Genomic DNA, 14,881 nt, shown 5'->3' on the forward strand with positions numbered 1-14,881 from the left:
TCAAGAGGCGTTAGAGATACCACATTTTTTCTATTCCGGCTATCTAAAATCTATGCCTGAATTTTCTATCCCCCCAACTTTTCGTCATGATCCCAGATTCCTGCCCTTCCATAGGTAAGAAAATCCTCAAACCAAGCAAAAACTGGCTTAAAAGCTATGATATTGTAAGAGAAGCACACGCGATACGCATACGCCAGAGCCTACTTTGAAACCAAATTCCATTGGTATACTCTTTTCACAGAAGAATTTTGTTTCAATCTTTCTATTCCAGCACTAGTCAGTTTAGTTTCATTCAGATTGATTGATTCCAGGTATTTTAAGCTAAGAACTTTGGGAATGATCTTATCTGTAATTGGATTTTTTTCTAATCGAAGTTTTTCAAGATTGCTCATCAGAGCTAAAAAATCAAGATCCTGGTCTGTCAATTCATTGTTAGATAGATTAAGCCAAATAATATTTTTTGCGATGGATTTCAAATTAGTCTTCATTGAATTGATAAGATCGCCCTTCCCTTCCGATAAAGTAACATCAAGCATGAGCGGCTTATGCTGCATTACTCTAATATTCAACCCCTTAGAACGAAGTGTATCAATCAAAGCCATCTTCACAAACGCGGGTATATCCTGATTAACAGCATCATTTGTCTCACCTGCCAACTCATCACTACCCGAGAAATTACCCAATTTTAAATAGGAAGCTACTTTTGCATTAATTACCTGGGTATTTTGCAACTCCGACATTCTTTTTCCATCCACAGCTTTCCCCTTCTCTATCCACCATTGAATGATCTCAATTTCTGTTTTCGTTAAAGGTGTTTTACCGTCACTAGGCATGAACTTTTCATTTGTGGGATCAAGCATAATGCGGGCAAACAATTCGCTTTTATTCAGAGCTCCCGCCTCAATTGCTGGTCCGGTTTTGCCACCCTTTAACAAATCTTCTAAGGTTTGAACAGAAAACTCACCCTTCCTTTTACCATCTCTATGACATTGAGAACAACGTTGAATAAGAATTGGATGAACTACATCTTCAAAGATCATTGCTTGCCCGACACTCACTGGTTTCTCCCGGGGCGTTTCTAAAAGTACTTTTAAAGAGAGATATTCTGATCCATGAGTTAATCTGCCGCCCTGATGCCCGGTATAACTTACTAAAGCGACTATAAAAATGCAAAGGACAGAAAAAACAGACCGTTTGATCTCAAATAACTTTTTAACAGGATCACTGACTAATAGAAATAATAAACCTGTACCCAAAGCAAGTGCAATCCCTGATATTTTATGATTATTTAGTTCCCGATAGTCGTAATCGCCACTTAATGATAAAATATAACCAAAGATACAGGCCAATACCGCGGCCACAAAGCCCAATAATAACGTAATCGATACAGAAGATTTCAGGAATTCATATTTCTTAAAATACGATAACAGCTCAAACAGGAGAGCCAGTATCAGAAATCCGATCGGTAAATGAACGATCAGCGGATGAAGTTGTCCCGAAAAAGCAGCTATATCTAATAGCACCATTTATACTCTTGTTAATTTGATCGGGGAAGTATTATTGGCATTCCACTGACAGACATAAATGTTTTTATCTTCATCAATACAAACATCATGACAATGCTGGAACATCTGACCAGGCGCTTGCAGGGTGGCTTGCAATACATTGTTTTTGTAAACCGGCGCATTTCCTCCGGGATTTGAAATTACCTTGTTAGATGCATCTAAAATGGTTACAAATCCACTATTGCCTCCGATCATTTTCCCGGCTGCATCATTCGACCAGCAAACTCCGGCATACAGATTATCTCCATCCATAACAGGTCTGCAAACATGCATCCCGGGCATATCAATGCGATGCAGAAATTTGCCATCAAGAGTAAATACTTTGAAGCAGTTTTCTTCTCTGGATGTACAGATCAAGGTTGGATTGTTTTTGTTCCTGTAATCAATGGCAACACCATGGGCACATCGAAGATTAAGATCAGGATTTGTATTATTTCGTCCGCCAAAATGCCTTATATACTGGCCTCTGCTGTTGTATTGGATAATATAATCGGATCCATATCCATCTGCGACATAAATATCTCCATTAGGGCCAATGGCTGTTTCGGTTGGCATAAACTTTTCATCATCTTTATAGATACCGATCGTTTTTGGATGACCGATAGCAAAAATTATCCTTCCATTTATATCCGTTTTTATAACCTGTCCTGCCTGAGGATTCCAGTTTCCTGATTTATTTTGATACCATCCGCAATCCACGATCAGTAAAAAATCTTCTCCACCTTCCTTACTGATCGACAAACCATGTCCACCAGGCCATGCTGTCCCCCAGTTATCCAGGAGTTTTCCTGATTTGTCGAATATTAAGATATTATTGTGTGTATGATCACCCAGCATGATCAATCTGCCTTTACTATCCTGAACCATTTCATGACAGTTGAAAAGCGGATTGCTATTGACACTAATTTTAGCCCAGGCCTTATCGACCTTATATTTGAATTCTCCATGTCCAATTAAGGAATCATCGGCTGACAGACCTGCAGATTCTTTTGAAAAGCCTGCACTTGTTCCAGCCATTGTAAGTGCTGTGGCCATGGTTGAATTTTTGAGGAAATTTCTTCTTGAAATCATTTTCTATTGAATGTTATGAGGTTTGATCTTTTTAATGAAAATAATAAAGTTTAACTTAAAATCGCTTTCACCACCTTGCCTTCTACATCAGTTAAACGAAAGCGCCTCCCCTGAAACTTATAGGTGAGCCTTTCATGATCTACACCCATGATATGCATCAGAGTTGCATGAAAGTCGTGCACATGTACAGGATCCTTCACAATATTATAACTGAAGTCGTCGGTTTCACCATAACTGATCCCTGGTTTAACTCCGGCACCCGCCATCCACATAGTAAAGCAACGGGGATGATGATCACGACCATAGTTATCTGCGGATAGTTTTCCCTGAGAATAAACCGTGCGACCGAATTCTCCACCCCAAATAACAAGGGTATCTTCCAATAATCCTCTTCTTTTGAGATCTTTGATAAAGGCTGCTGTTGGCTGATCCGTATCTTTACATTGCTTAATCATATTTCCGGGAAGATCTCCGTGATGGTCCCATCCCTGATGATATAGTTGTACAAATTTGACATCCTTTTCCAGTAATTTTCTGGCCAGAATGCAATTGGCTGCATAGGTGCCCGGATCACGGCTATCGGGACCGTACATATCAAAAACTTCATCAGTTTCATCAGCTGTAGACATCACCTCAGGAATGGAGGTCTGCATACGGTATGCCATTTCATATTGAGCAATACGCGCTTCAACTTCAGGATCACCATAGGCATCATTTTGAAGACGATTTAATCTGGAAAGATAATCGAGCATTTCTTTCCGGTCTTTTCCCTCATATCCATCCGGATCGTCAAGAAAGAGAACAGGGTCCTTACCTGCTCTGAACTGCACTCCCTGATGTTCTGAAGGCAGAAAACCGTTACCCCATAATCTTGCATACAAGGGTTGATCTTTCGCTGCATTTTTTGAAACAAGTACAATAAATGTCGGAAGGTTTTGATTGTCAGAACCCAGTCCATAACTCAGCCAGGATCCAATGGAAGCCCTACCGGGTAATTGGTTGCCTGTTTGAAAGAATGTTAGTGCAGGATCATGATTGATCGCTTCAGAATGAATGGATTTAATGATACAAAGATCATCCACCACCTCTGCAGTATGGGGTAATAGCTCGCTTATCCATGTCCGGGAATCACCATGCTGATTAAACTTAAATGCTGAAGGAACAATTGGTAAAGTACTTTGACTGCCACTCATTCCTGTTAATCTTTGTCCTTGACGAACAGAAGCAGGTAATTCCTGCCCGAACATATCAACCAATTTTGGTTTATAATCAAACGTTTCAAATTGAGAAGGTCCCCCACTCATAAACAGATAAACTACTCTCTTTGCCTTCGGAGCAAAATGAGGTAATGCGCGAAGAATTTCCTGTTCAAGGGAAGCTGAAGGGCTTTCTGAAGCCATTTTATTTGCCAGGGTACCCAGAACTGATTTCCCAATTAATGAGCTTAGGGCTAATGCGCCAATTCCTAAAGAAGTTTTGGTTAAAAAATTGCGCCTGTCCCAACCTTTATTCAACTGATCAAACTCAGGTGAATGCAATTTGAAGGGTTCTTTATGATGATCACTCATAATTTATCTTTTTGTAAGTGTCGCATCTGAATTTAAAATAACACTGGCCACCACAGAATTAGCAGCTACCATAGCAGGTTCAAGTGACTTATTTACTTTAAATTGTCCTGCACTTAACCAACCTTTAGTCTTTTTTATGTCTGCCCTGAATCTTTGTAATTCTTTGGATTGCAATGCTTTAAGAAGATCAAGTTCTGCCTTTCCAGGCCTTATACCTGTTAATTTACTGTAAATATCAGAAATAGCCTTAGATGTGTCTTTGGAGGATGTAATTTCCTGTCCCATTACTTTTGAGGCTTCCACAAATGTGGGATCATTAAGCAAAACAAGCGATTGAAGCGGAGTATTTGTGCTTTGTCGGCGGACCACACAATAACTACGGGTTGTGGCATCAAAAGTATTGAGTGTAGGATTAGGAACCGATCGTTTAACCAGTACATACAGACTTCGCCTGTAAACAGCGTCACCAGAATCAGCTTTATAGCTTGTATTATTAATTTCCCATAATCCATCAGGCTGATAAGGCTTCACGCTTTTACCGCCAATCTTTTTATTCAATAAACCACTCGCCATTAAAGCATTATCGCGGATCATTTCTGCAGACATGCGCTGTGCCGGACCATGAGATAAAAATCTGTTCTCAGGATCTTTCATTTTCGCGGAGGCAATAGCCCTGGAATCTTGTCTGTAAGTTGCCGACATAACAATTAGCTTACACAATTTTTTATTATCCCATCCAGATTCCCTGTAAGTAACTGCTAACCAATCCAATAATTCAGGATGGCTAGGCAATTCGCCCTGATTACCAAAATCTTCGGAAGTTTTAACAAGACCAGTTCCGAAAAAATTCTGCCAATACCTGTTAACAGATACCCTTGCGGTGAGTGGGTGATCTTCATCAGTAAGCCACTGGGCTAATCCTAAACGGTTTTTTGGTAAATTTCCAGGGAATGGAAGGATGGATTCAGGGGTATTCGGAAAAACCTCTTCACCAAAACTATCATAATTGCCTCTTTTTAGAAGATATGTCTTTTTAGGCTGTGGCGAATCCTGCATAACCATTAGCTCCCGAATCTTTTCAGTAGAATCAGCCAGTTCTGTCCTGATTTCTGTTAGCCTCTTATTTACAAATTGAACTTCAGGATCAATCACAGAGGAGTAGTATGTTTTCAAGAGACTTAATTCTGTATCCGAAAACCGTGCGCTTGTTTTTTTAACAATGGAACTCCATGCTGCCCGTCCGGCAAGTATTTTTATTTCAAGATCTGTTAATTCTCTATTGTAGACCATAATGTCATCAACCTTACCCCCTTTGAACCCAAGTCCACGATCCCATGCACCAATCTGAAGGCCCGGCTGCTCCTTTGAATTCATCAGAATATCTTTGCTTAGCTGATCCATGGTAGTTTCCAGCCTCAGTTCTGTGCCATTTTGAAACAATTTCAAACCTTTTGCCTTGGAAGAACCATCATAGGTCATAGTAAGCTGAACCCATTGATTACGAGGTACGGTCTGCTGTGTAATTCTGGAAATTGCATTGGAAGGTGCTGCATGTGACATGTTCACGGTTAACTTATTGTCCTTCAGATACAAATGGTATCCACGGAAATTATATAAACGTTCTGCAACACATTTGTGAAAAATCACACCCTCTTTAAATTCCTTTGGGATAAAAACACTGATATTAATGCTGAAGGGTTCTGATTTTCTGAAAACACCTACCTGATTCAGGTCAAACCACTGGTCTCCATTTAAAACCAGTGCATTTCCATTATCCCGCTTTTCAAATACCGGTTTATCTGTAGATGAGCTTTTTAATGCAGTATTTTTAGGTCCATGAACTGAATTTTTTAATGAACCATTTGAAAAGGTATAGTGCGCCTGCAGACCGTTTAAAGGAATAAGCTCTCTTTCCAATTTTTTAAAGTCATTGCTCTTTATCCAATTTCGAAACCCGGCTTCTGAACCATTTTTTGTTATAATTAATTTGTTTTCCTGTTTTGAAATATTATTATCTATGTATTTAATGATCCTTTCCTGCTCCTTTGAAGGAAGTAAGATTGTTGGAGAAGGTGTGGCATCATCCCATGAAATTTGTCCCGCTTCTTTTACCCGATTGAAAAAGCTGAACATTTCATAATAATTCTTTTGTGAAATTGGATCATATTTATGGTCATGACATCTGGCACAACCTATAGGAAGGCCCATAACAGCAATTCCAGTGGTATTAACCCGATCAATTACATATTCCGCCTGAAATTCTTCTTCAATTATACCACCCTCAAGATTTTGCTGATGGAGTCTGTTAAATGCAGTGGCTATCTTCATTTCTTTATTAGCATTCGGCATCAGGTCGCCCGCTAATTGCCATTTTACAAACTGATCATAAGGCATATTCTTATTATAGGCCTGGATAACCCAATCGCGATAGGGTGACATATCAATAAGCCGATCGACAGTATAGCCATGGGAGTCTGCAAAACGAGCAAGGTCAAGCCAATTTACAGCCATTTTTTCTCCGTAATGCGGTGATTTGAGTAAACGGTCAACCTGCTTTTCATAGGCTTCCGGCGATCTGTCATTCACAAAGGCAGCAATTTCAGCAAGAGTTGGTGGCAGACCTGTTAGATCCAGAGAAAGCCTTCTCAGCAAAAGTTCTTTTTTTGCCTGGCTCGATGGCTGCAGGTTTTCGATTTCTAATTTCCGGACGATAAAATTATCGATCGGATTGATGACCCAGCTATCCAATTTTACTGTGGGAACTTCAGCTTTTTCAGGCTTTACAAATGCCCAATGAGTTTTATATTCTGCTCCTTCCCTGATCCATTTTATTAAAATGGCTTTTTCAGTAGCTGAAAGGTTAAGGTTGGATTTTTTAGAGGGCATTTTATATTCAGGATCATCCGACAAAATGCGGTGAAATAATTCACTTCCATTTAAGTCACCCGGATCAATTGCAACTTTTCCGGGACTCTCTGGAAGATCTGCAAAAGCAAAAGATTGAAGGTCAAGACGAAGTCCGGCTTGTTGTTTAGCCATATCCGGACCATGACAAGAAAAACATTTATCTGATAATATAGGCTTTACATGAAGATTGTAATCCATTTTATCCGGAAGATCAGCATAAGCTTCAGCAACATCATTAGGTAAGTCGGGAGAGCAGGATGCCACATGAAAAATCCCAATCAGAATTGCAAAAAAGGTAAGTGCCCGAACTAAACGATTCATTGATTGATATTGATCCTTTTTGTATTATTTATTTGCCTTTTATTTAATCGGAAAACCATTTTATAGATCAGTCGGGTTTAGGTCTACAATTAATTAAGAAGCAAATGTCATTCCCTCTGATTCACCCTCTTCTAAATTTAAATCTAACTAATCTTTTCCTTGTTTCTTAATTTTAAGATAAATCTAAATGCTGCCTGTCTCTTTAGTTTTTATCCTTGAATTCTAAGCACAAAGAAGCCCTATTATGAGATAAAAAAAATAAAATAATTTATACTCTGCTGAAAATCAAACTATCAAAAAAGTTTATAATTTTAATTATTGGAATAGTATTGAATTAAATAACAGACAGAAAATTGATTATCAGATCATTTCAAAAAATATATGAAAATACAAAAACTACTACAGGCATTACTTTGGCTTTCCTTAATTACTCTTTTAGGGGTTACAGTATTAGTTCAACTCGGTTATGAAATGGAAGCAAAGGCAATGACCTTCATTTTCTTTATTTTTCTTCTGGCAGGAATAAACGGATCTGAATTTTTAAAAGGATTCTCCTTTACCTTATGGGTGATCGCTGCGGCAACTATCAGTATGATCTTTCCGCAGTACATAACCGATGTTGGCGGATTTAAAACAGAGGTACTGATCGTTCCTCTGATTCAGCTCATCATGTTCGGAATGGGAACTGCCATGGGCTTAAAGGACTTTATTGGTGTTTTAAAAATGCCAAAAGGGGTTTTTATCGGCCTGTTTTTGCAGTTTTCGATCATGCCTTTACTGGCATTAAGTCTGACTTTGATTATGAATTTTCCTCCTGAAATTGCAGCAGGAGTAATTCTGATCGGATGTGTACCCTGTGGGGTTTCTTCCAATATTTTAAATTTCCTGTCTAAAGGAAATCTGGCTTTATCTATTACCTTAACCTCATTTGCAACACTTCTGGCACCATTTATTACCCCTGTTTTGATGCAAAAACTTGCAGGACAATTCATTCCGATTGATATTGCCGGTATGATGCTAAGTATAAGTAAAATGATATTCCTTCCATTGATATTAGGAATAGTATTTAACAGAATATTTGGGAGACGCAGCAGCTGGTTAAATTCAGCAATGCCTTTAGTCGCAATGACTGCTAATGTTATTATCATAGCGGTTATAGTTGCGGCAGGCAGAGATAGCCTGTTAAATATTGGTTTGCTTTTATTCCTGGCCGCAGCCATTCATAATGCAGCAGGTTATTTACTGGGTTATTGGGGAGGAAGATTATTTAAATTGAATAAACGGGATAGTCGTACTATTGCTATAGAAGTTGGCCTTCAGAATGGAGGAATGGCGGCTGGTATTGCCTTTGAACTGGGTAGAGCAGCAACCATGGGACTTTATCCTGCAATTTTCGGTACCTGGATGGATATCTCAGGTTCCTTCCTGGCAAACTGGTGGAGGAAGAATCCTGTGGATGATATGAGTGCCGAGGAAGTAATAGAAGCAGAAAAATTTGATTCGGCATCGGCATAAAAAAGATCAGAGTTCAACAAGGGAAAAGGAACAAGGAGCAAAGAATAAGTACAATATTGCCTTTTTGTTCAAAAACTGGTTTTGGTTTCAAATTTCCTGATTTGAAGTTCAATGAAGTATAAATATCGTTTTATTATTACTCCTGAAAAACTTGCTTAAATCTCCCAATAATATTCAAAAACTAACCCTTCCAGCGCAAAAAGCAGTTCGCTCTCCTCACCAGCGATTGATAGTGTGACGGATAAAAAAAATGTATTCAATATTGGGATTTTTAGTTTAAAGCAAATTACCTGGCCAGCCATTGTCCACCGCTCGCGGGGGAATTAAAGGGGGTGGTTCTTATCAATTTTTAGCACTTATTTTATATTTATTCCCTATTTATTTCTTTTCTGATCGCTCTATTCCAAACAGGTTATTTCGGATATTGTAATATTTAAACCAGGCTGGATTAATAGCTGTTGCCCCCGGACTGTCTACTGAGATTAATTTAGAGGCAAAAGGCTCATATGCGGCGCGTGGAGCAATTGCACCTTTAACGACCAGTATCTTCTGGCGTTCTACATAAACTCCGTTAGAAATGAAAATATGTGCGCTGTTAGGGCTGGCAGGTTTAGTGGTTATTAAGAGAAGATTTGGTTCATCAAGTGTTGATCCATCAAGCTGAACTACAGCTGTATTACCCATGTCCCAGTAGCGACCTCCCCCATGGCGGATTTCCGTTTCCAGATATCTGCCAACATTTAAGGAGCGTACTTCACCTTTGATAGGAACAGGCTTTCCATGCATATTATCCATCTTGCCACCCACTGTAAAATCAAAAGCTTTTCCTACGCCTGCCTTTTCAGCTATTTTGTAAGCTTCAGGATCGTAAATGACCATTGCCCAACCTTTTGCGTTTTGTTTGATCAATTCTTCAAGCATAAATGAGCTGTCACCGGTTGATCCACCTCCGATATTATCTCCCATGTCAATCAAAACTACCGGTCGCCCTTCATGCTCCATAGCCATTTTCACAGCCTCTGCAGGTTTAGGGTTATTTATTCTGGTACTTTCACGTGTATCCCAAAGCATTTGAGATAATCTGTTAGCTTCCTTATCTCCTAAAGCCTTGTTATTATCTGTAACTACCACCACCGAAGGGCCCATCCATGGAACATCAGCATACTGATATCCACCCGAAACACTAACAGCCAAAACGCCGGGTATTTTTTCCACATTTTTACTTTCGGAAGTTATCGGCAATAAAGGGTTTGAATAAGTATTTTGGAAGGCAATATTATATACCATTGGAGGCTTGACAAAGCTTTGAACCGGTTTTACTTTCCCGCTTACTATTTTTGCCATAATATCGGCGGCCTGCATTCCGCGATCATACGTATCTAAATGTGGATTTTCCTTGAAGGTGATCAGCACAGTTGACAATTCAATCATTTTGGGTGTGATATTCGCATGGAAATCATGGGTCACAACAATAGGCATTGCCGGACCAAAAGCAGCTCTGACTCTTCTAACCATTTCTTCATCACCACTGGGATAACTTTCAACAACCATAGCTCCATGCAGATTTAATAAGATGCCCTGAAGCTTTGGACCGGCTTTTAGACCAGTCATGATCTCATTCATCATCGCGTTAAAAGCTTTATCAGTAACCGGCCCTCTGGGCGTAGCAGATGTTATCAGGCTTGGATAAAGTTCAAGCCCAAACTGTTTTGCACCTTCGATATACCCGGCGCTTGTTGTTTTAGCTGTTGATCCTGCAAAAAAACGCTTTGCCCTCTCCTGCTGACTTTCTCCAATTTTTACATTAAAATCTTCGAGCTCCGTTTTTTTAATGTTGAAGCTATTAGATTCATGTGCAATGCCGGCAACACCAATGATTGGTTTTACCTGAGAAATTGCCGGAAATGACACAATAATTAATATGAAAATAGTTCTTAATAAATTGTTGATCATAGGTTTATAAATAAAATTATCTGATAACATAAAACTACAATAAAATTTGAATTTTGAAAAAATGAGATGGGATTGTGTAAGGAATTTACACAGAGCTTTCAGGCTATATTGCGCCTGCCCTCATCAACCACTTTAATTGGTTTTAAATTTTCAGCATTTGGTATTTTTTACAGATATTTCACAGTAAAACTCATATTTACATAAACATCACCAGACAATTTTCTAAACGAACTGTCTTCAGCATTTTCGTATATTCATCCAGCAAACCTATCTTTCAAACTAAAAAAGAACATGAAATCACTTTGTAAGCTAGTTATTCTGACAACTTTTTTTTCGCTGAGCAATAATGTAAATGCTCAGGACTACAAAACATCACTGGGGTTGGGAATCGACTTTGGTACCGGTAGCACCATGGTCGGACCATCAGCAAAGTACTTTTTTACCAAGAATTCGGCCATTCAGGGTGATGTATTATTTGGAGGGAATTCAACTCTAATCCAGGCATTCTATCAGCACCATTTCCCGGTAATAGGAGCTCCCACCTTAAACTTTATTGTGGGTGGTGGAGCCGGGATCGAGTTGTACAATTACGGATCGACAGTTTTGCTTAAGCCAACAGCTGGATTAGAATACAAGATTAAAGAAGCTCCTCTTGCATTTAATTTTGATTGGAGGCCAACTATGTTTCTATTGGATGGAGCGATCGAGCCTGCCAGATTTGGCATTGGGATTAAATATACCTTCTAATACGAATACATTAATTGGAAGATGCAAATTCTTATTAACGAGCTGAATGAATTAGACTTAGGTCTTTCATCCTAAACACCTTCTTTTAATAAATCTACTTGTTAAATATAACTACACAAATCAATATGTTCTGCCCAGCAGTTATAAATTGAGTGAAAAACTCTAAGACTGAGGTTTGAAGGGATAATGGCTCAATTGCTGTAACTCGGATTACCTTTGAGTATTAGGGGAAGTAAATATTTAAGAAATGCGCGATACTGTTCCCTTATTCCAGCAGATTTAATGAGCATTTACACCATTTTTGTAGCAAATAAATCAGCAAGCGGTACAATTTAGACCTTAATGCAGACTGATTTTAGAGTGATTTGCTAATTAATCATTAACCATACGCGCCATTTCCGCGCCAGATATAGGAGATGTGCTCTACGAGTATATCAAGGAATATCAGACCATATTCCAAAGAAAAAGGCTTCTTGGTGATCCAGGAAGCCTTTTTGATGTGTACGCCCATTAGGATTCGAACCTAAGACCTACGGTTTAGAAAACCGTTGCTCTATCCAGCTGAGCTATGGGCGCATTCTGCGACAAAAGTATAAAAACATCACAAAAACTCAAACTAAAGAGTACATTTTATAAATATAAATGAACAAAATTCAATCTTTAATACGCATCTGCCTGTAAGTCAGTCTGGCAAGACTGGCTTATGTTGCTCAGGTATCTCATAGAAATTACTATTTTTGACACAAAGAACAAGACTTTGGCAAAACTCAAAAAGCAATTACACCTGGTACTCTACCGCAAATACAGTTCGAATCTGAAATTTGTTATGATGGCATTGTGTGTATTCTTCGTTACCCTCTTCCTGCCAAAACAAGCCCGATTCAGATTTGAATACGAAAAAGGTAAAACCTGGATGCAAAAGGATCTGTATTCTCCTCATAGTTTTTCTATCCGGAAGACCAATGAAGAAATAGAAAAAGACAGGGATGATATCTTAAAATCTGTACTTCCTATTTACCAGAATGATGTTCAGATTGTAGAAAATGCTATGGACGCTTTCAATTCAGAATTTGAAACCAAGTGGAAAAGTTCCGGGATCCCTGAAAATAACAAGGGGATATATTTTACGGATGGAAATGCACTTCTGAAAAATATTTATGCACGGGGACTAATGAACCCAGTTAAAAAGTATCAGCGCAGCGGTCCAAATTATAATTTCAGTCTGGTTTTCAATAATGTATCAACGCAAGTAAACACTGCAGATGCATTCAATATGTCTGATGCCATCTCATTTATCAAGGAAACAATAAAGAATAATAAAAAAATTGAAAACCAGGATTGGCTAATAAAGTTGGTTTCCAATCATTTAAAGGCAAATTATGTTTATGATGAACAATTGACGGATAAGCTGGAAGAAAATGCCCTGAACAGCTTATCTCTAACCAGAGGAATGGTGCAAAAAGGTGAACTTATTATCGCTAAAGGTACCATGGTTAATTCCGTTATTTATCAGAAGCTTGAATCCTTAAGAGCTGCTTATGAAGAGGATGCCAAGGTTATTGGAAATCGTAATCTGATATTATTCGGTCAATTTTTACTGGCCGGATTGATCATTACTCTATTGATGATCTTTCTATTTCTTTTCAGAAAGGATATTTATGCTGATAACAGGCAATTAGCACTTATTCTATTGGTAATTACAGGAATGCTGGTTGGTTTATCCTGGGCAATACGTATTAAAATACCCAGCGTTTATTATATTCCATTCTGTATTGTTCCTATCATCATCAGGATCTTGTTTGATACACGTTTAGCTCTTAATATACACCTGTTGGTTGTTTTGATTGCCGGATTTTTTGTGCCAAACAGCTTTGAATTCGCTTTTTTGCAGATATCAGCTGGTATGGTGGCTATCTACAGCATAAAGAACCTGATAAAAAGGGAGCAATTTCTTATTTCAGCACTCCTGATATTACTTAATTATTTTATTGCCTTTTTAGGAATTTCTCTGATCAGGGATGGCTCTGTCACTGATATAGAATGGCTGAATTTCGTACCTTTTATTTTCAGTGTATTATTATCCCTGCTTGCCTATCCATTAATTTATGCCTTCGAAAGAATGTTTGGTATAACTTCTGATGTTACACTGATGGAGCTTACCAACACCAACTCTAAATTATTGCGTGATCTGGCATTTAAAGCCCCCGGAACCTTTCAGCACTCACTTCAGGTAGCTAATCTTGCAGAGGCAGCAATCTTTAAGATCGGAGGAAATACCTTGCTTGTGCGGGCTGGAGCCTTATATCATGATATTGGAAAGACTGTTAATCCTCAGTATTTTATTGAGAATCAGAACAGAGGAAGTAATCCTCATGATACCATATCTTATGAACAAAGTGCCCAGATCATCATTCAGCATGTACATAAGGGTGTAGAAATTGCACGGAAGAACAACATCCCGGAAATGCTGATCGACTTCATCCGAACACACCATGGCAACACAAGGGTAGATTATTTTTATCAGTCCTTTTTGAAGAACTTCCCAGAAAAATTTGTTGATGAGAATATTTTCCGTTACCCCGGTCCTATTCCATTTTCAAAAGAAACTGCAGTATTAATGCTTGCAGATTCTGTTGAAGCAGCCTCAAGAAGCTTAAAAGAGCCAGATGCAATAAGTATAAGTGATCTGGTTGAACGTATCATTGATTATAAGCTTGATCAGGACCAACTAACCAATAGCAATATTACTCTGAAGGATATTGAGACCATAAAACTCATTTTTAAAACGATGCTTATGGGTATTTATCATGTTCGAATCGATTATGATATTGATAAACATTAGCGTATTTACCTGCTGTTTGGATTCGATGTGACAGATAATCAGGCCTTTATTCACTGCAAAAAATAAATAATGGATTCATTTAAAAATATTTTTTGCCAGGCAGACTGATTTGCTATATTTGCAGTCCTCGAAAGAGGGTTTTTATTTTTAAGGAGAGATGCCTGAGTGGCCGAAAGGAACAGTTTGCTAAACTGTCGTACTGGCAACGGTACCGAGGGTTCGAATCCCTCTCTCTCCGCCAAAATAAAATGCTATCCCAGCAGAACTGGGATAGCATTTTTTGTTTTAAGGCGACCTCCGCGCCGATACTGGGTAGCCGAAAAACAAAAAATGTAATTTATACTCTATAGGAATAGAAAGCATTTGGGATAAAGCCTATCCATTAGTGTTCT

At 38.6% G+C, this 14,881-nt stretch carries 9 protein-coding genes and 2 tRNA genes; 4 read left to right on the plus strand and 7 right to left on the minus strand.

Translation table 11 applies throughout. The annotated features are described in order from the left end of the window. Positions 1-200: 200 nt before the first annotated feature. From BLR27_RS08170 to BLR27_RS08185, 4 genes are read right to left on the minus strand one after another with little or no spacing between them, the layout of a single operon-like run. Positions 201-1,526, minus strand: a complete 1,326-nt coding sequence (locus BLR27_RS08170; protein WP_090703502.1) for a DUF2231 domain-containing protein — start codon at positions 1,524-1,526, stop codon at positions 201-203. Continuing rightward, positions 1,527-2,636: a twin-arginine translocation signal domain-containing protein gene (locus BLR27_RS08175; protein WP_090703505.1), complete on the minus strand. Its 1,110-nt coding sequence runs from the start codon at positions 2,634-2,636 to the stop codon at positions 1,527-1,529. A 50-nt stretch (positions 2,637-2,686) separates the two neighbouring features. After that, entirely contained in the window at positions 2,687-4,204 is a 1,518-nt protein-coding gene (locus BLR27_RS08180) for a DUF1501 domain-containing protein (protein ID WP_090703508.1), read from the minus strand. A 3-nt stretch (positions 4,205-4,207) separates the two neighbouring features. Continuing rightward, the gene (locus BLR27_RS08185; protein ID WP_090703512.1) at positions 4,208-7,432 is read right to left on the minus strand and encodes a DUF1553 domain-containing protein; all 3,225 of its coding nucleotides are present in this window, start codon (positions 7,430-7,432) and stop codon (positions 4,208-4,210) included. A gap of 381 nt (positions 7,433-7,813) precedes the next feature. Here BLR27_RS08185 and BLR27_RS08190 point away from each other — a divergent pair, with 381 nt between their 5' ends. Further along, the gene (locus tag BLR27_RS08190) at positions 7,814-8,947 is read left to right on the plus strand and encodes a bile acid:sodium symporter family protein (RefSeq protein WP_090703515.1); all 1,134 of its coding nucleotides are present in this window, start codon (positions 7,814-7,816) and stop codon (positions 8,945-8,947) included. A 378-nt stretch (positions 8,948-9,325) separates the two neighbouring features. Here BLR27_RS08190 and BLR27_RS08195 read toward each other — a convergent pair whose 3' ends face one another. After that, on the minus strand, positions 9,326-10,900 hold the full coding sequence (locus BLR27_RS08195; protein WP_176767640.1) for a M81 family metallopeptidase: 1,575 nt from the start codon (positions 10,898-10,900) through the stop codon (positions 9,326-9,328). A 291-nt stretch (positions 10,901-11,191) separates the two neighbouring features. On the opposite strand from BLR27_RS08195, the gene BLR27_RS08200 reads away from it, so the two are divergent. Further along, a complete protein-coding gene (locus BLR27_RS08200; protein ID WP_090703523.1) occupies positions 11,192-11,647 on the plus strand; it encodes a hypothetical protein in 456 nt (151 codons plus the stop codon). 379 nt (positions 11,648-12,026) lie between these two features. On the opposite strand, the gene BLR27_RS18795 is transcribed toward BLR27_RS08200, so the two are convergent. Beyond that, positions 12,027-12,158 (minus strand): hypothetical protein, encoded by a 132-nt coding sequence (locus BLR27_RS18795; RefSeq protein ID WP_262485653.1) that lies wholly within the window; start codon positions 12,156-12,158, stop codon positions 12,027-12,029. Then, positions 12,150-12,223 (minus strand) — tRNA-Arg (locus BLR27_RS08205). The genes BLR27_RS18795 and BLR27_RS08205 overlap by 9 nt, the downstream gene beginning before the upstream one ends. Positions 12,224-12,404: 181 nt before the next feature. On the opposite strand from BLR27_RS08205, the gene BLR27_RS08210 reads away from it, so the two are divergent. Continuing rightward, on the plus strand, positions 12,405-14,489 hold the full coding sequence (locus BLR27_RS08210; RefSeq protein WP_407641181.1) for an HD family phosphohydrolase: 2,085 nt from the start codon (positions 12,405-12,407) through the stop codon (positions 14,487-14,489). 151 nt (positions 14,490-14,640) lie between these two features. Next, positions 14,641-14,730 (plus strand) — tRNA-Ser (locus BLR27_RS08215). Positions 14,731-14,881 lie beyond the last annotated feature (151 nt).

This window comes from Daejeonella rubra (genome assembly GCF_900103545.1).
GTDB lineage: Bacteria > Bacteroidota > Bacteroidia > Sphingobacteriales > Sphingobacteriaceae > Daejeonella > Daejeonella rubra.